A 17411-nucleotide genomic window follows, 5' to 3' on the forward strand; every position below is an offset into this window, starting at 1 on the left:
TCAGGGCACGCGACGCTGGCTCAGTACGGCGATCGCGTCTGCCCTATTCGAGACGCCGAGCTTGCGGTAGATCGACCTGAGCTGGCTCTTGACCGTGTTCGGCGACACGGTCAACGCCGTCGCGATGTCCGAGATCGAGGCGAAGCGCGCCAGCTGTTCGGCGACCGCCTCCTCCCTGGCGGTGAGCGACACCCTGGTCTCCGCGACCGGCACGAGCGACGGAGCGGACGCGAGGGCGGGATTCACGGCGAGCATGCCCGGCATCATCGGGCGCTGGTGCAGCTCGGGGATGAGTGCGAAGGCGAGTCCCTGGTGGCTGTGCTGCAGGAAGGTCGCCGCCCGCCGCGTGGCGGCGGATGCCTCGGTCCGTTCGCCGGCCGTGAGCGCGGCGGCCATGAGTACCAGCACCTCGCCCTCGACCCGGGGCGTCTGATCGTTGCCGGGCGCGGTCTGCCCGAGCAGTTCGAGGGCGCCGTCGGGATTTCCTCGTGCCAGCATGATGCGGGCCAGGGCGACCGTGTCGCGCCGCGCGCGCCGGCCCTGAACCGCCAGGGCGTTCTCGGCGGCGTCGGCATCGCCCGCCGCGAGGTGCAGGAGCGACCGGGTGGCTCGGAGCCGTGCCGCCGTGAAGGGGCCGAGCGAGGAGCGCTTCGAATGGGTGGCGATCTCTCGTTCGAGGTCGAGCAGAGCGCGATCGGGGTCTCCGCGGAACATGGCGATCAGGGCATCGAGGTGCGCGAGGATCGGCCAATGCTCGATGGTCGCACGGTGCCGGTCGAGTGAGCGCACGTGCTCGTCGGCCTTGTCTGCATCGAAGCGTTCGAGCGCGATGAACGCCTCGGCGACCTGGTAGAAGCTGCCCATGTATCCGGTGATCCACCCATCGGGCCAGTGGCGGCGCACCGCATCGGCCGAGCGGTCCTCGGCCGTCACGAGATCTCCCGTGATGGCTGCGGCTCCCGCTTCGAGCGCGAGGCCCTCGAGTCCCGACGGCACGTTCTCGGCCTCTCCGATCGACGAGCTGCGGCGGAAGCTGGCCATGGCCTTCTCCATGCGCCCGTTGTAGAAGAAGCTGATGCCCACGTGATTGAAGAGCGCAGGCTGCAGACGGCCGAGTCTGGCGAGGTCTTCGAGGTCGAGCCCCATGAGCGTCTCGTAGGCCGATTCCGCCGCGGAGAGCGCAGGCTCGAACGACCCGAGCACCCGCAGCGAGCTGCTCTCGATCGTGCGGAACAGTGCGCGGTCGGCCGGGGCGGCGCGCGACCCGAGGATGCGCGAGGAGGCGATCGCGAGGCCGAAGAACTCGATCGCCCGAACCCGGTGGTGTGCGCGTGCGTTGAAGATCAGCGCGAGAAGCAGCGAGAGGAGCGGGTACTGGCGCAGTGCCACGAGAGGGGTGGTGGCGAAGGTCTCGATGACCTGAGACCCGTGGTTGCGCAGCAGCAGCATCCACGAACTGCGAGCGACCGTCGACGCGAAGGCGAGGTCTTTGGCGCGCACCGCGAAGTCGAGGGCCTCGAAAGGCCGGCCGTGCGCGTGCGACCACACGGCGACCTGCCGACGCAGTTCGACCAGGGAGCCGCGTCTCTCGCCTGTCAGCTCGCGCAGGAAGGTCTCGCGCAGCAGCGGCGTGAGGGTGAAGGTGCGGGTGGCGCCTTCGCCGTGCCAGAGTCCGAGCCCGTCGCGTTCGGCGCGATCGAGCAGCGCCGCCGCGAGCGGCGATCCGGAGAGGGTCTCGGCCAGCTCGGCGTCGAGCACATCGGCGATCGAGATGGAGAGGAGGAAGGAGCGGTACTGCTCGGCGCTCGCGCCGGAATCGCCGCTGGCCGCCGTGTTCGCCCAGACGTAGCTCGCGTAGGTGTCGACGGCGCGGGCGATCCGCTCGGGCACATCGGATGTCCTCGGTCCGGCCGCTGCGAGGGCGCGCGTGAGCAGGGGCGAACCGCCGAAACGCACCACCTCGTCGACGAGCTGCTCGGTCTCGCCCGCACCGAGGGCGACGCGGACGTCGGAGCGGGAGAAGGCGAGCTCCTTCCACCCGATGACGGAGCGCACGACGCCGACGACGGGGGTCGAGGCGTCGACGACGGAGATGCGTCGTGTCGAGAGGACGAGTCGCAGGCCCTCCACGCGGGGAAGAATCGACAGGAGCGACTGCAGCTCGGAGGGGATCAGGAGATCGGCGCGGTCGATCACGAGAACGAGCTCGCGACCGAGCGCCTGCAGGCCACGACGCAGCAACGACCATTCGTCGGCGCCGCCCGCCATCGCCGCGTCGGCCAGATGGAGGGGGTTCGGCTCGGCGATCATTCCCGCGGCCGACAGCTCGGCGGCGATCATCGAGACAGCCGCGGGCCCGGTCGTGTCGGCCGTCTCGAACTGCACCCAGACGCCGTGCTGGGCCGTTCCGGCCGCCCACTCGGCGAGCAGCGACGTCTTGCCCGCACCGGCCGGCCCGTGCACGATGGCGAGCGGAACCGGAGCCTCGAGGATCTCCACCAGTCCGGGCCTGGACACGAAGTTGGGCGGCAGTCGCGGCGCGCCCCACACCGTCACAGGGTGCCCCCGCCGACGGGCCGCCGACGGAGGCCCGACCGTGTGAGCGCCTTCTCGACGCGCACGGCGACGGCAGCGAGCAGCAGAATCGACAGCATCCGGCCGCCCAGCGTGAGGATGACCACCCACGGCGACATGACCGCCGGATCGATCACGACGAGCGAGATGGCGAAGAGCACCAGGGCGAGGGTGGCGGCCGCGGCGTACCAGGACGCCTCTCGAGGTCTGGTGGAGAAGCTGCTGGCCAGCAGCACCAGTTCGCCGGCGAGCGCGGGCAGTCCCAGCGCCACGAGGATCAGGAATCCGAGCGCGGTGAAGGGCATCGCCAGGAGGCCGGCCACGAGTGCCGTGATCAGGAGCGAGCCCGGTGCGCGCAGCCACCGGGCGGCGATCAGCGGGCCGAGCGACGAGATCGATCCCACGAGGGAGTAGGCCACCGGAGAGGCGAGGGCGATCGACGAGGTGATCGGGCTCATGGCCGTGATGAGCACGGCCGTCAGGGCTCCGAATGCCGCGCACTGAAGCAGCATCGACGTACTCCACGCCGATACGATCCATGATCTGCCCCCTGTTCTCGTCACGTCAGGAGTGCGGGGTCGATCGGGTGGAATCAGGGAAGTCCCATATCGTCATGATGATTCATTAAACACCCGCGCGGGGGGTACGGGCCGCGAATCGAGCCAGCCGGTATCCTGACGGCACGACGTTCGACAGGAGATCGTGTGAGCCAGTTGACTCAGCCGCCCGGCTTCTCGTACCCGAACGAGCGCGTCGTGAGGCCGCCTCTGACGCGGGCGCACCGCAATCGCGCGTGGTTGGCGGGCGCCGTGTCGAACACCGTTCTCACCGCCGGCCTGACCATCGTGACGCTGGCCGGCGTCCTGTTCCTCATCGTCGTGATCATGTCGCTCGTGCAGGGCATCGCCCGACAGTCCGACGGCTACCAGGTAAGGCCCCTCGATTCCGTTCTCGAGGCCGTGGGGCTGTCGCCTCAGCATGCCTGGGTGGCGTGGCTCGTGCTGATCGTCGGCATGCTGCTGGGCGCCGCGGTCGGCTGGGCGGGCATCTGGATCGGCAAGGCCATGATCGCGTCGGTCGGAGTCGCTCGCCCGTGGGCGGTGACCTGGAGCGCGACGGGGATCCTGGTCGGCATCGGCCTCATCGCGTCGACCGTCATGTCTCCGCTGATCGCGCCGCTGATCACGATCGTCTTCGGCGCCGTCCTCGGCAGCGGCTCCGTCTCGGGGGAGGACGCGTCCGGAATCGCTCTGACCTTTGCGGCCTCGATCCTCGCCACGATCTTCTCGCTCCTCGTCTATGCGGCCGCGGGCTCCCTGGTGTGGTGGTGGATGGCGCACGCCCTGCGGAGGGCCGAGTGACGCAGCCGCCGGCATCCGGGCGCGCCCCCAGCATCCGCGACGTCGCCCGCATTGCGGGGGTCTCGCACCAGACCGTCTCGCGCGTGCTCAACGCGCACCCGAGCATCCGGCCCGAGACCAAGGAGCGGGTGCTCGCCGTGATGGGCGAGCTCAACTACCGACCCAACCGCGCGGCCCGTGCCCTGGTCACCTCTCGCTCGGCGACCCTCGGCGTGCTGTCGGCGTCGAGTGCGCAGTACGGGCCGGCATCGAGCATCCGCGCCATCGAGCGGGCGGCCCGCGCCGAGGGCTACTTCGTGAACACGGTCAATGTCGACGGCAACGACGTCGACGAGATCCAGGCGGCGCTCACCCACCTGCTCGACCTCGGGATCGAGGGTCTGGTGGTGATCGCGCCGCAGGTGCGTGTGTTCGACGCGCTGGTCTCGCGAGGGCTCGAACTTCCGTTCGTCACGATGCAGTCCACCGGTCGTCGCGGCGATCACGCGCTCTCGGTCGACCAGATCACGGGGGCCAGGCGCGCCACGCGGCACCTCCTGGAGCTGGGGCACACGCGCATCCGGCACCTGGCGGGCCCGCTCGACTGGATCGAGGCGGAGGCGCGCATCGTGGGCTTCCACGCCGAGCTCGAGGCCGCGGGGCTCGCCCCCAGCGAGCCGCTCGTCGGCGACTGGACGCCGGAGTCGGGTTATCTCGCCGGGCAGAGGATCGCCAGAGAGGGCGACGTCACCGCCGTGTTCTCGGCGAACGACCAGATGGCGCTGGGCCTGCTTCACGCGCTCCGCGACGCGGGGTTGGATGTCCCGGGTGACGTGAGCGTCGTCGGTTTCGACGACATTCCCGAGGCCTCGCATTTCTGGCCGCCGCTCACGACCGTGCGGCAGGACTTCGACGAGTTCGGGCGGCGCTGCATCGCGCTGCTGCTGGCGGCGATCCGCGGCACGCCGGCGGAGGAGCGCGCCCTGGTTCCCGACCTCATCGTTCGAGCATCGACGGCTCCGCCGCACGCGCGGTGAGCGCTTGACATCGGGCGGCGCCGCTCAGGTAACATGAAGACGGCAATGTGAACGGTCACATTAACCGGATCCACCGCGTGACGCGAACAAAGGAGTTCCCCCGATGAGCACTTCCGACACGAACGACGACGAGCGCTACGTCGTCGGCATCGACTATGGAACGCTCTCGGGCAGAGCGGTCGTCGTGCGCGTCAGCGACGGCGCCGAACTGGGCAGCGGTGTTCTCGAATACCCGCACGCGGTCATGGATCGCACGCTCGCCGCATCCGGAGCCGCCCTGCCGCCCGAGTGGGCCCTGCAGGTGCCGAGCGACTACGTCGATGTGCTCAAGCACACCGTTCCCGCCGCGCTGGCCGAGGCGGGCATCGACCCGTCGAAGGTCATCGGGGTCGGCACCGACTTCACCGCCTGCACCATGGTTCCGACCCTGGCCGACGGCACTCCGCTGAACGAGCTGCCCGAATACGCCGACCGCCCCCACGCCTACGTGAAGCTGTGGAAGCACCACGCCGCCCAGCCCCAGGCCGACCGCATCAACCGCGTCGCGGAAGAGCGCGGCGAGGCCTGGCTGCCCCGCTACGGAGGGCTCATCTCGAGCGAGTGGGAGTTCGCCAAGGGCCTGCAGCTTCTCGAAGAGGACCCCGAGCTCTACAACCGCATGGACCACTGGGTCGAGGCCGCCGACTGGATCGTCTGGCAGCTCACCGGCGAGTACGTGCGCAACGCCTGCACCGCCGGCTACAAGGGCATCTGGCAAGACGGGGAGTACCCGTCGTCCGACTTCCTCGCAGCCCTCAACCCCGATTTCGCCGACTTCGCCACCAGCAAAGTCGAGCACCGCATCGGCCAGCTGGGGGATGCCGCGGGTCGGCTCTCCGCGGAGGCCGCGGCCTGGACGGGCCTGCCCGAGGGCATCGCGGTGGCCGTCGGCAACGTCGACGCCCACGTGACCGCCCCCGCCGCCCGAGCAGTCAAGCCCGGACAGATGGTGGCCATCATGGGCACCTCGACCTGCCACGTGATGAACGCCGAGGTGCTGAAAGAGGTGCCCGGCATGTGCGGCGTCGTCGACGGCGGCATCGTCTCGGGCCTCTACGGCTACGAGGCGGGGCAGTCCGGCGTCGGAGACATCTTCGCCTGGTACGTCGAGAACCAGGTGCCCGCCCACTATCGCGAGGCGGCAGACGCACGCGGCATCAGCATCCACCAGTATCTGACCGAGCTCAGCGAGCACCAGCCGGTGGGCGGTCACGGACTGCTGGCCCTCGACTGGAACAACGGCAACCGCTCCGTGCTCGTCGACACCGAGCTGTCGGGCCTGCTCGTCGGCCAGACGCTCGCGACCCGCGCGGAAGAGATCTACCGGGCGCTCCTCGAGTCGACGGCCTACGGAACCCGCAAGATCATCGAGACGTTCAACGCCTCCGGCGTCGAGGTCACCGAGTTCATCGTGGCCGGCGGACTCATCAAGAACGCGTTCCTCATGCAGACCTACAGCGACATTCTGCGCCTGCCGATCTCGATCCTCGCCAGCACCCAGGGCCCCGCGCTCGGCTCCGCCATCCACGCTGCCGTCGCGGCCGGCGCCTACCCCGACGTGCTCGCCGCGAGCAATGCCATGGGCCGCCTCGATGAGGCCGTCTACGTGCCGAACGAGGCCAACGCCGACGCCTACGACGACCTCTACGCCGACTACTCCGAGCTGCACGACTACTTCGGTCGCGGCGCCAACGACGTGATGAAGCGGCTGAAGACCGCCAGAAAGAAGGCCCTCGCGTGAGCGACACCGTGACAGAGTTCACCCCCGAGATCCAGGATGCGATCGCGCGCGTCCGCGACGACGTCGCGCGGCTGCACGGCGAGCTGGTGCGCTACGGCCTGGTCATCTGGACGGGAGGCAACATCTCGGGCCGCGTTCCGGGCGCCGACCTGTTCGTGATCAAGCCCTCGGGCGTCGACTACGACGACCTCGCGCCGGAGAACATGATCCTCTGCGACCTCGACGGCGCCGTCATCCCCGGCACGCCGGGCTCCGAGCGCTCGCCCTCGAGCGACACGGCGGCACACGCCTACGTGTACCGGCACATGCCCGAGGTCGGGGGAGTGGTGCACACGCACTCCACCTACGCGGTCGCCTGGGCCGCGCGCGCCGAGCCGATCCCGTGCGTCATCACCGCCATGGCCGACGAGTTCGGCGGCGAGATCCCGATCGGGCCGTTCGCCATCATCGGCGACGACTCGATCGGGCGCGGCATCGTCGAGACGCTGAAGGGCCACCGCTCGCGCGCCGTGCTCATGAAGAGCCACGGCCCGTTCACGATCGGAAAAGATGCCCGCGACGCGGTGAAGGCCGCCGTCATGGTCGAGGACGTCGCCCGTACCGTGCACATCTCCCGCCAGCTCGGCGCGCCGGTCGAGATTCCCGAGCCCGCGATCGACTCCCTCTTCGACCGCTACCAGAACGTCTACGGACAGAACCCCGAAGGATCCCTCGCATGAGCACACTCCGCACCACCCTCGACGACTACGAGATCTGGTTCCTCACCGGCAGCCAGGGCCTCTACGGAGAGGAGACCCTCCGCCAGGTGGCCGAGCAGTCGAAGACGATCGCCGACACGCTCGAGGCGTCCACGGGCATCCCGGTTCGCATCGTGTGGAAGCCGGTGCTGACCGACTCCGACGCGATCCGTCGCATGGCCCTCGAGGTCAACGCGAACGACAAGGTCATCGGCGTCACAGCCTGGATGCACACGTTCTCGCCGGCCAAGATGTGGATCACGGGCCTCGACCTGCTGCGGAAGCCCTTGCTGCACCTGCACACGCAGGCGAACGTCGAACTGCCCTGGGGCGAGATCGACTTCGACTTCATGAATCTCAATCAGGCGGCGCACGGCGACCGCGAGTTCGGTTACATCCAGGCCCGCCTCGGCGTGGCCCGCAAGACCGTCGTCGGCCACGTCACCGACCCGAGCGTGCAGAAGCAGATCTCGGACTGGAGCCGCGCGGCCGCCGGCTGGGCAGCCACGCACGAGCTGAAGCTCGCCCGGTTCGGCGACAACATGCGCTACGTCGCGGTCACCGAGGGCGACAAGACCGAGGCCGAGCTGCGGTTCGGCGTGCAGGTCAACACCTGGGGTGTCAACGAGCTGGTCGAGGTCGTGGATGCGCAGAGCGATGCCGATGTCGACGCCCTCGTGGCGGAGTACGAAGAGCTCTACGACGTCGTCCCCGAACTGCGCAAGGGTGCAGAGCGTCACGAGTCGCTGCGCGACGGTGCGCGCATCGAACTGGGGCTGCGCTCCTTCCTCGAGGCCGAAGGATTCTCAGCCTTCACCACGAGCTTCGAAGACCTCGGCGGGCTGAAGCAGCTTCCGGGTCTCGCCGTTCAGCGCCTGATGGCCGAGGGCTACGGCTTCGGTGCCGAGGGCGACTGGAAGACGGCGGTGCTCGTGCGCGCCGCCAACGTGATGGGTGCGGGCCTGCCCGGAGGCGCGAGCCTCATGGAGGACTACACCTACGACATGACTCCCGGGGCGGAGCTCATCCTGGGCGCCCACATGCTCGAGGTCAGCCCGTCGCTCACCACGGCGAAGCCGACCCTCGAGATCCACGCGCTCGGTATCGGCGGCAAGGACGACCCGGTGCGCCTGGTCTTCACCGCCGACTCCGGCCCCGCCGTCGTGGTCGCCCTGAGCGACATGCGCGACCGCTTCCGCCTGGTGGCCAACGTGGTCGAGGTCGTGCAGCCCACGGCTCCGTTGCCGAAGCTTCCCGTCGGGCGTGCCGTGTGGAAGCCCGAGCCGAACTTCCAGACGTCGGCCGCCGCGTGGCTCACGGCCGGTGCGGCGCACCACACGGTGATGTCGACGACGATCGGCCTCGAGGTGTTCCAGGACTTCGCCGAGATCGCGAAGACCGAGCTGCTCGTCATCGACGAGAACACCGAACTGCGCGAGTTCGCCAAAGAGGTGCGCTGGAACGCGGCCTACTACCGCCTTGCGCAGGCGATCTGACCCGAGTCGTCCCCTGGGCCCGACGGGTCGCATCCATCGCGGTGCGGCCCGGCGGGCCTTTCTCATGGTGGCGTTGTTGCACCTATCGAGTGACCGGTCACATTCTCTGTCGGCTATGCGTTAACTTCTTGACTACAAGGTGAACATGATGCACCCTACTAACATGCCCGCACGAACACGCTCAGCGAAGAGCCGCCCTCGGAACCCGGGGTCACAGGGGGCTCTGCGGCAGCAGAACCAGCAGCGCATCGTCGAGTCCCTGCTCACCGGGGGGCCCTCGACCCAGGCCGAGCTCGCCCGCATCACGGGGCTGTCCACCGCCACGGTCTCCAACATCGTGAAAGACATGGAGTCGAACGGCCTCGTCGACACCTCGCCCGTCACCAGTTCGGGGCGCCGCGCCCTTTCGGTGCGTCTGCTCGACAGCGGCTCGGTGGCCGTGGGAGTCGACTTCGGACGGCGGCACGTGCGCGTCGTCATCACCAGCCTCGGCTACGAGGTGCGTGCGGAGGAGGCCCTGGCCCTGCCCCTCGGCTACGCCGCGGAGGACGGCCTCATCGTCGGCGCCGAGCTGCTCGACCGGCTGCTCGAGGAGAACGGCATCGAGCGCTCCCAGGTGCTCGGGGTGGGCATAGGAATCCCCGGACCGATCGACCGGCGCACCAATACCGTGGTCGTCGGCGCCATCCTTCCCGAGTGGGTGGGAGTGGGCCTCACCGACCTCGAACGGCGCTTCGCCTTCCCCGTCATCATTGACAACGACGCCAACTTCGGCGCCCTCGCCGAGGTCACCTGGGGAGAGAATCGCGGCGTGCGCAACCTCGTGTTCGTGAAGATCGGCTCGGGCATCGGCTCGGGCCTCATCCTGAACGGGGCGCCCTATGGGGGCCACCTCGGAATCACCGGCGAGATCGGGCACACCCCGGTCTCCGACCACGGTCTCGTGTGCCGCTGCGGAAACCGGGGATGCCTCGAGACCGTGGCATCCATCTCGATCATGATCGAGCTGCTCGGCCGCGGGTCGCCCGTGCCGGTGACCACGGCCGACATCGTGCGGCGGGGGCTCGCACGCGACCCCGCCACGCTGCGTGTGCTCGACGACGCCGGCACCGCAGTGGGCCGCGCGATCGCCAACATGGCCAACATGATCAATCCCGAGGTCGTGCTCATCGGAGGGCCGCTGGCCGCCCTGGGCGACATCATCCTGGAGCCGGTGAAGCGGGGTCTGGTGCGCAACGCCCTGCCGATCGTGGGCGAGACCACCGCCATCCGCATGTCGTCGCTCGGCGACCGGGCCGAGGCCCTGGGCGCCGCCGCGCTCGTGCTGCAGCAGCCCGGCGTGCACCCGCACTGACCTCCCGTTATCAAGTCGTTGCGTTAACTATTTGACGACAAGGGGGTCGAGGGCGTTTACTACCTAAGCGAGAGATTTCGACAGAATCCTCGAGTCCGACAGCGGAGTCTTTCAAGGAGCGCATGAATGTCTTCTAGTCCCACGATCCTTGAGATGCGATCCATCACCAAGGAGTTCCCCGGGGTCAAGGCCCTCTCCAACGTGTCGCTGACGGTCAGGGCCGGCGAGATCCACGCGATCTGCGGCGAGAACGGCGCGGGCAAGTCCACCCTCATGAAGGTGCTCTCGGGCGTCTACCCCTTCGGCACCTACGAGGGAGACATCGTCTTCCAGGGCAGCGAGGTGCGCTTCCGCGACATCCGCTCCAGCGAGCAGACCGGCATCGTCATCATCCACCAGGAGCTGGCGCTCATCCCCGAGCTCTCCATCACCGAGAACATCTTCCTGGGCAACGAGCCCGGCCGCGGCGGCGTCATCGACTGGAAGGACGCGAAGAAGCGCGCCATCGAGCTGCTCGCCCGGGTCGGCCTCAAGGACGACCCCGACTCGCTCATCAAGAACATCGGTGTGGGCAAGCAGCAGCTCGTCGAGATCGCCAAGGCGCTCAACAAGAGCGTGAAGCTGCTCATCCTCGACGAGCCCACGGCGGCGCTCAACGAGAACGACTCGCAGCACCTGCTCGACCTGATCCGCGGCCTCAAGTCCAAGGGCATCGCGTCGATCATGATCTCGCACAAGCTGAACGAGATCGAGCAGGTGGCCGACTCCATCACGATCATCCGCGACGGCCGCAGCATCGAGACCCTCAACGTCAAGGAGGACGGGGTCAACGAGGACCGCATCATCCGCGGCATGGTGGGCCGCGACCTCGAGAGCCGCTTCCCCGAGCACACCCCCAAGATCGGCGAGGTCTTCTTCGAGGTGCGCAACTGGACCGTGCAGCACCCGCTCATCTCCGACCGCCTGGTCTGCAAAGACGAGAGTCTTTTCGTGCGCCGCGGCGAGATCGTGGGCATCGCCGGGCTCATGGGCGCCGGTCGCACCGAGCTCGCCATGAGCATCTTCGGCCGCTCCTACGGAACCTACGTCTCGGGAACGATCATCAAGGACGGCAAGGAGATCGTGCTCAAGAACGCGGGCGACGCGATCGACCACGGTCTCGCCTACGTGAGCGAGGACCGCAAGGTCCTGGGGCTCAACCTGCTCGACGACATCAAGCGCTCCACGGTCTCGGCCAAGCTCAAGAAGATCTCGAAGCGCGACGTCGTCGACGAGGTCAAGGAGTACGAGATCTCGGATGCCTACCGCAAGAGCCTGCGCATCAAGACACCCACGGTCAACGAGGGTGTCGGCAAGCTCTCGGGCGGCAACCAGCAGAAGGTCGTCCTCGCCAAGTGGATGTTCACCGACCCCGACCTGCTCATCCTCGACGAGCCGACACGCGGCATCGACGTCGGTGCCAAGTTCGAGATCTACGGCATCATCCAGAAGCTCGCCGACGAGGGCAAGGGCGTGATCGTCATCTCGAGCGAGCTGCCCGAGCTCCTCGGAATCTCCGACCGCATCTACACGGTCTTCGAAGGCGCCATCACCAATGACATCCCGGCCGCCGAGGCCGATCCCGAAACGCTCATGAAGAGCATGACCTCCGCCAAGAAAAAGGTTCTTTCCTGATGACTCAAATCACCGAAGCCCCCAAGAAGTCCGGAGGCATTCGCGACCTCGGCAAGATGTTCGGCAGCGGATCCGGGGCCAAGCAGCTCGGCATCCTCGGCGCCCTGGTCGTCATCATCATCATCTTCCAGGTGTGGACGGGCGGGCTCACCCTCACCCCGGGCAACCTGATCGCCCTGGTGAGCCAGTACTCCTACATCCTCATCCTCGCCATCGGCATGGTCATGGTGATCATCGCGGGCCACATCGACCTCTCGGTCGGCTCGGTCGCGGCGTTCTCCGGCATCGTGGTGGCGAGCCTGATGCAGAACTTCAACGTGCCGTGGCCCGTCGCGATCGTGCTCGGCCTGGTCGTGGGCGCCCTCATCGGAGCCTGGCAGGGCTTCTGGGTCGCCTACGTGGGAGTTCCGGCCTTCATCGTGACGCTGGCCGGCATGCTCATCTTCCGCGGCGGCAACCAGTTCATCGGAAACGCCAACTCGGTCGCCGTGCCCAAGGAGTTCCAGTTCATCGGCGCCGGCTACCTGCCGGAGGTCGGGCCGGACACCGGTTACAACAACCTCACGCTGCTGCTCGGGCTCGTCGTGATCGTGGCCATCGTCTGGCGTGAGTTCTCGGCCCGCCGCACGCAGGCCGAGATGGGCAGCGACATGGCTCCGCTGTGGGTCTCCCTGGTCAAGATCGCGGGACTCGTCATCGTGACCGGCTACGCCACCTACCTCTTCTCGTCCGGTCGCGTCGGCACCAGCTTCCCGATCTCGGGCATCATCCTCGGTGTACTCGTTCTGCTCTACTCGTTCGTCACCCGCAACACGATCTTCGGCCGCCACATCTACGCGGTCGGCGGCAACTCGCACGCCGCCGAGCTCTCGGGCGTCAACTCCCGCCGGGTCAACTTCTTCGTGATGATGAACATGTCGGTGCTCGCCTCGCTGGCCGGCATGATCTTCGTGGCCCGCTCCACGGCATCCGGCCCGCAGGACGGCCTGAACTGGGAGCTCGACGCGATCGCGGCCGTGTTCATCGGCGGCGCCGCCGTCGCCGGTGGTGTCGGAACCGTGACCGGCTCGATCATCGGTGGTCTGGTCATGGCCGTTCTCAACAACGGTCTTCAACTCGTCGGCGTTCCGTCCGACCGGGTGCAGATCATCAAGGGCCTCGTGCTCCTCGCCGCCGTCGCCATCGACGTCTGGAACAAGAGCCAGGGTCGCCCGTCGATCACCGGATTCCTCACCCGCAAGCGCACGGGCGGCGCACTCACCACCGAGACGCCTCCGGTTCCCCGGGTGCAGGACGACACGAACGCCCTCGAGCCCACCGTCGGCGCCTCGGAGACGAACCGCCCCTCGTCGGTCACCCCCAACAACTAGATCTTTCCTTCCTGCACCACTCATCCCTGCACCACACAAAAGAAAGTGATTGAAATGCGTAAAGTCGCACTAACCGCTGCAGCTGTCGCTGCGGTCGCAGCATTGGCGCTGTCCGGTTGCTCCAGCCGCGCCGGAGACACGACCTCCACCGATGGAGCGTCGGCCGGTTTCGCCGCCGATTCCGTCATCGGAGTCGCACTGCCCTCGAAGACCAGTGAGAACTGGGTCCTCGCCGGTGGACTGTTCGAAGACGGCCTCAAGGAGGCCGGCTACAAGGGCGACGTGCAGTACGCCGCCGCATCCGGCACCGTCGCCGACCAGCAGGGCCAGATCCAGTCGATGGTCACCAAGGGCGCGAAGGTCATCATCATCGGTGCCGCCGATGGTTCGCAGCTCTCAACCCAGGTCGAAGCCGCGCACGACGCCGGCGCGATCGTCATCGCGTACGACCGCCTGATCCTCAACACCGAGGCCGTCGACTACTACGTGGCCTACGACAACTTCAAGGTCGGCGAGCTCCAGGGCCAGGCCCTGCTCGACGGCATGAAGGCCAAGAAGGCCGAAGGCCCGTACAACATCGAGCTGTTCTCGGGTTCGTCGGATGACGCCAACTCGGCCGTCTTCTTCGACGGCGCGATGAGCGTTCTGCAGCCGGCCATCGACGACGGCACCGTCGTCGTGGGCTCGGGCCAGACCGACATCAAGCAGACGGCGACCGCCGGCTGGAAGGCGGAGAACGCCCAGAGCCGTATGGACTCGCTGATCACCAGCACGTACAGCACCACGTCGCTCGACGGAGTCCTCTCCCCGAACGACACGCTGGCTCGCGCGATCATCACCTCGGTGAAGGCCGCCGGAAAGCCGATCCCGGTCGTCACCGGTCAGGACTCCGAGGTCGAGTCCGTGAAGTCCATCATGGCGGGCGAGCAGTACTCGACCATCAACAAGGACACCCGCGCGCTGGTCAAGCAGGCCATCGACATGGTCGGCGAGCTGCAGAAGGGTGGCAAGGCCACGACGAACGACGACGAGTCGTACGACAACGGCGTGAAGGTCGTTCCGGCCTTCCTGCTCGACCCGGTCATCGTGACCAAGGACAACGCGGCCGAGGCGTACGCCAACGACCCGACCCTCGAGCCGCTCACCAAGTAGCACCCGCTCGACAGCAGTAAGGCTCAGGCCGATCCGAGATCTCTCGGGTCGGCCTGAGCTGTTTCTACGCAGCCTCGAGCCAGTAGGTGCCGGTGCGGTCAGTCGTGCCCGGTGCGCCGGTAATTCTTGTCCGCAGTGGGCGCAGCTGCGGGATTCAGACCGCGTGCGCCGCGTACTGGGCGCGGATCTCCGGGCGGTAGTCGGGAGTCGGGGTCGCCACGGTCGAGACGGTCCAGGTCGGGCGCGTGCCCGTGAGAACCCAGGCGGCCTGTGCCGCGGCGCCGTCGGCCACGTACTCGCCGGGCGTCGGGATGCTCACGGGCAGCTCGAACACCTGGGCGGCGATCGCCTGCACGGCCGGGTTCAGGGCGGCTCCGCCGATGATGAGCAGCCGCTCGGCCTGCACACCCAGCGCGGTCACGGCGGCGACGCCGTCTGCGAGGCCGCAGAGCATTCCCTCGATGGCGGCGCGCGCGAGGCCCTCGCGCGTGGTCGAGGCGAGGGTCATGCCGAAGAGGGTGGCCGTGGCATCCGGCAGATTCGGTGTGCGTTCGCCCTCGAAGTACGGCTGCAGCACGAGGCCGTCCGATCCCGGCGCCGCGGCCAGGGCGAGTGAGCCGAGCTCGTCGTGAGTGACCCCGAGCAGCCGGGCCGTCGCATCCAGGATGCGCGCGGCATTGAGGGTGGCGACCAACGGCAGCGACAGTCCGCTCGCGTCGGCGAAGCCGGCGACGGTGCCCGACGCGTCGTTGATGGGGGCCTCGGTCACGGCGAAGACCGTGCCGCTCGTGCCGATCGAGACGACGACGTCTCCGGCGCGTGCGCCCAGGCCGAGAGCCGCGCCCGCGTTGTCGCCGGCGCCGGCGCCGAGGACGACGCCCGAGGGAGTCGTTCCGGCAGACTCCGCCGGGCCGAGCACGCGCGGAAGGATGCAGTCGTGGCCGAGCGCGGCGACGAGGAGCTCGCGGTCGTACTCGCCTGCGACCGAGTCGAAGTACCCGGTGCCGCTCGCATCGGAGCGGTCGGTGGTGAGCTCGGAGAGGACCGGGCCCAGCGGGCTGGTCTCATCGTCGGCGGGACCGTAGCCGCGCAGTCGCCAGGTGAGCCAGTCGTGGGGGAGGGCGACGGCGGCGACGCGCTCGGCGTTGGCGGGTTCGGCGTCGCGCAGCCAACGCAGCTTGGTGATGGTGAACGACGCGACCGGAACGCAGCCGGTGCGTCGCGCCAGCTCCTCGGCGCCGAACTCCGCGATGAGGTCGGAGGCCGCGGCGGCCGAGCGGGTGTCGTTCCAGAGCAGGGCGTCGCGGATCACCCGGCCATCGGCATCCAGAGCGACCATGCCGTGCTGCTGGCCGGCCACGGCCAGTGCGTCGACGTCGTCGAGACCGCCCGCGGCGGTGAGCGCCTGGCGCAGTGCCTGCCACCAGGCGGCGGGGTCGACCTCGGTGCCCTCCGGATGCGGCGCGCGGCCCATGCGAACGAGCGCGCCGGTCTCGGCGTCGCGGATGACGACCTTGCAGCTCTGGGTGGACGAGTCGACTCCGGCGACGAGGGGCATGGGTGTGGTTCCTTAAGGATGAAAACGGGTCGTTCCCTGAGCCTGTCGAAGGGGACCTTAGACAAGCTCAGGGAACGGAGGGATTACTAGCCGCGAGCTCCGAGCAGGTGCTCGAGTGCCAGCTGCTGCAGGCGCACGAAGCCGAAGCCCTTGCCGTCGAAGTAGGCGTCGGCGTCGAACTCCTCGTAGGCGCTGCGGTCGGCGAGCAGGTCGTCGTAGCTCTCGCCCTCGCCGAGCGTGTTCTGCGACAGCTCGAGAACGCGCGACGCGGCGAGCTGCTCCTGCACCTCGGGGTCGGCGCGGAACGCGGCGGCGCGCTCCTTGAGCAGCAGGTAGGTGCGCATGTTCGCGGCAGCCGAGTCCCAGACGCCCGTGATGTCCTCGGTGCGCGACGGCTTGTAGTCGAAGTGGCGGGGGCCGTCGTAGGCCGGTCCGCCGTTCGGGCCGCCGTTCTCGAGCAGGTCGACGAGGGCGAAGGCGTTCTGCAGGTCGCCGTGGCCGAAGACCAGGTCCTGGTCGTACTTGATGCCCCGCTGGCCGTTGAGGTCGATGTGGTAGAGCTTGCCCTGGTAGAGCGCCTGCGCGATTCCGGCAGCGAAATTGAGTCCGGCCATCTGCTCGTGGCCGACCTCGGGGTTCACACCCACGAGCTCGGGACGCTCGAGCGTGTCGATGAATGCGAGCGCGTGGCCCAGGGTCGGCAGCAGGATGTCGCCACGCGGTTCGTTGGGCTTGGGCTCGATGGCGAACCGGATGTCGTAACCCTTGTCGGTGACGTAGTCGCCGAGCATGTTGACGGCCTCGCGGTAGCGCTCGAGAGCCTGGCGGATGTCCTTGGCGGAGTCGTACTCGGCGCCCTCGCGGCCACCCCACATGACGAACGTCTTGGCGCCCAGCTCGGCGGCCAGGTCGATGTTGCGCAGCACCTTGCGCAGCGCGAAGCGGCGCACGCCGCGGTCGTTCGAGGTGAAGCCGCCGTCTTTGAACACGGGAGCGGAGAAGAGGTTGGTGGTGACCATCGGCACGATCACGCCGGTGTCGGCGAGGGCCTGCTTGAGGCGGTCGATCTGCGTCTGGCGCTCTGCGTCGGTGGAGCCGAAGGCGAAGAGGTCGTCGTCGTGGAAGGTGAGTCCGTAGGCGCCCAGCTCGTTGAGCTTGTGCACGGCCTCGACGACGTCGAGGGGGGCTCGGGTGGGGCCGCCGAACGGGTCGGCTCCGTTGTAGCCGATGGTCCAGAGGCCAAAGGAGAATTTATCGTCGCGCGTGGGCTCGAGGGCCATGGTGATTCCCGTCTCTCAACGTCATTGGTGAATTGTTGCTGTCGAAAACATATCAGCTT

General features: G+C 68.2%; 13 protein-coding genes. 9 read left to right on the forward strand and 4 right to left on the reverse strand.

What is annotated here, in order from left to right:
• Positions 1 to 2550 carry a LuxR C-terminal-related transcriptional regulator gene (locus QCD70_RS02460; RefSeq protein WP_301213557.1) on the reverse strand — a complete coding sequence of 850 codons (2550 nt, stop codon included), beginning with the start codon at positions 2548 to 2550 and terminating at the stop codon, positions 1 to 3.
• A gap of 2 nt (positions 2551 to 2552) precedes the next feature.
• A complete protein-coding gene (locus QCD70_RS02465; RefSeq protein ID WP_301213558.1) occupies positions 2553 to 3137 on the reverse strand; it encodes a hypothetical protein in 585 nt (194 codons plus the stop codon).
• A gap of 141 nt (positions 3138 to 3278) precedes the next feature.
• Here QCD70_RS02465 and QCD70_RS02470 point away from each other — a divergent pair, with 141 nt between their 5' ends.
• The 9 genes from QCD70_RS02470 (at position 3279) to QCD70_RS02510 (ending at position 14514) form a co-directional block, all read left to right on the forward strand.
• Positions 3279 to 3935 carry a hypothetical protein gene (locus QCD70_RS02470; protein ID WP_301213559.1) on the forward strand — a complete coding sequence of 219 codons (657 nt, stop codon included), beginning with the start codon at positions 3279 to 3281 and terminating at the stop codon, positions 3933 to 3935.
• Entirely contained in the window at positions 3932 to 4951 is a 1020-nt protein-coding gene (locus tag QCD70_RS02475) for a LacI family DNA-binding transcriptional regulator (protein ID WP_301213560.1), read from the forward strand. Before QCD70_RS02470 ends, QCD70_RS02475 begins: the two co-directional genes overlap by 4 nt.
• Before the next feature lie 103 nt (positions 4952 to 5054).
• Entirely contained in the window at positions 5055 to 6731 is a 1677-nt protein-coding gene (gene araB / locus QCD70_RS02480) for a ribulokinase (RefSeq protein ID WP_301213561.1), read from the forward strand.
• On the forward strand, positions 6728 to 7450 hold the full coding sequence (locus QCD70_RS02485) for an L-ribulose-5-phosphate 4-epimerase (protein ID WP_441004904.1): 723 nt from the start codon (positions 6728 to 6730) through the stop codon (positions 7448 to 7450). Before araB ends, QCD70_RS02485 begins: the two co-directional genes overlap by 4 nt.
• Complete coding sequence (gene araA / locus QCD70_RS02490; RefSeq protein ID WP_301213562.1) at positions 7447 to 8964, forward strand: L-arabinose isomerase; 1518 nt, start codon at positions 7447 to 7449, stop codon at positions 8962 to 8964. Before QCD70_RS02485 ends, araA begins: the two co-directional genes overlap by 4 nt.
• A 163-nt stretch (positions 8965 to 9127) precedes the next feature.
• A complete protein-coding gene (locus tag QCD70_RS02495; protein ID WP_301213563.1) occupies positions 9128 to 10318 on the forward strand; it encodes an ROK family transcriptional regulator in 1191 nt (396 codons plus the stop codon).
• Between the two features lie 126 nt (positions 10319 to 10444).
• Positions 10445 to 11992 carry a multiple monosaccharide ABC transporter ATP-binding protein gene (gene mmsA, locus QCD70_RS02500; protein WP_301213564.1) on the forward strand — a complete coding sequence of 516 codons (1548 nt, stop codon included), beginning with the start codon at positions 10445 to 10447 and terminating at the stop codon, positions 11990 to 11992.
• Complete coding sequence (mmsB, locus tag QCD70_RS02505) at positions 11992 to 13362, forward strand: multiple monosaccharide ABC transporter permease (RefSeq protein WP_301213565.1); 1371 nt, start codon at positions 11992 to 11994, stop codon at positions 13360 to 13362. The genes mmsA and mmsB overlap by 1 nt, the downstream gene beginning before the upstream one ends.
• A 54-nt stretch (positions 13363 to 13416) precedes the next feature.
• Positions 13417 to 14514, forward strand: a complete 1098-nt coding sequence (locus tag QCD70_RS02510; RefSeq protein ID WP_055942272.1) for a substrate-binding domain-containing protein — start codon at positions 13417 to 13419, stop codon at positions 14512 to 14514.
• A 154-nt stretch (positions 14515 to 14668) separates the two neighbouring features.
• Here QCD70_RS02510 and QCD70_RS02515 read toward each other — a convergent pair whose 3' ends face one another.
• Entirely contained in the window at positions 14669 to 16072 is a 1404-nt protein-coding gene (locus QCD70_RS02515) for a xylulokinase (RefSeq protein WP_301213566.1), read from the reverse strand.
• Positions 16073 to 16158: 86 nt separating this feature from the next.
• Positions 16159 to 17352: a xylose isomerase gene (xylA, locus tag QCD70_RS02520; RefSeq protein WP_301213567.1), complete on the reverse strand. Its 1194-nt coding sequence runs from the start codon at positions 17350 to 17352 to the stop codon at positions 16159 to 16161.
• Positions 17353 to 17411: the final 59 nt, after the last annotated feature.

The organism is Agreia sp. PsM10, assembly GCF_030433855.1.
Lineage (GTDB): Bacteria > Actinomycetota > Actinomycetes > Actinomycetales > Microbacteriaceae > Agreia.

Coding starts and splice junctions, on each gene's coding strand:
- araB (WP_301213561.1), top strand. CDS start 5,055: ATGAGCACTTCCGACACGAACGACGACGAGCGCTACGTCGTCGGCATC.
- araA (WP_301213562.1), top strand. CDS start 7,447: ATGAGCACACTCCGCACCACCCTCGACGACTACGAGATCTGGTTCCTC.
- QCD70_RS02495 (WP_301213563.1), top strand. CDS start 9,128: ATGCCCGCACGAACACGCTCAGCGAAGAGCCGCCCTCGGAACCCGGGG.
- mmsA (WP_301213564.1), top strand. CDS start 10,445: ATGTCTTCTAGTCCCACGATCCTTGAGATGCGATCCATCACCAAGGAG.
- mmsB (WP_301213565.1), top strand. CDS start 11,992: ATGACTCAAATCACCGAAGCCCCCAAGAAGTCCGGAGGCATTCGCGAC.
- QCD70_RS02510 (WP_055942272.1), top strand. CDS start 13,417: ATGCGTAAAGTCGCACTAACCGCTGCAGCTGTCGCTGCGGTCGCAGCA.
- QCD70_RS02515 (WP_301213566.1), bottom strand. CDS start 16,072: ATGCCCCTCGTCGCCGGAGTCGACTCGTCCACCCAGAGCTGCAAGGTC.
- xylA (WP_301213567.1), bottom strand. CDS start 17,352: ATGGCCCTCGAGCCCACGCGCGACGATAAATTCTCCTTTGGCCTCTGG.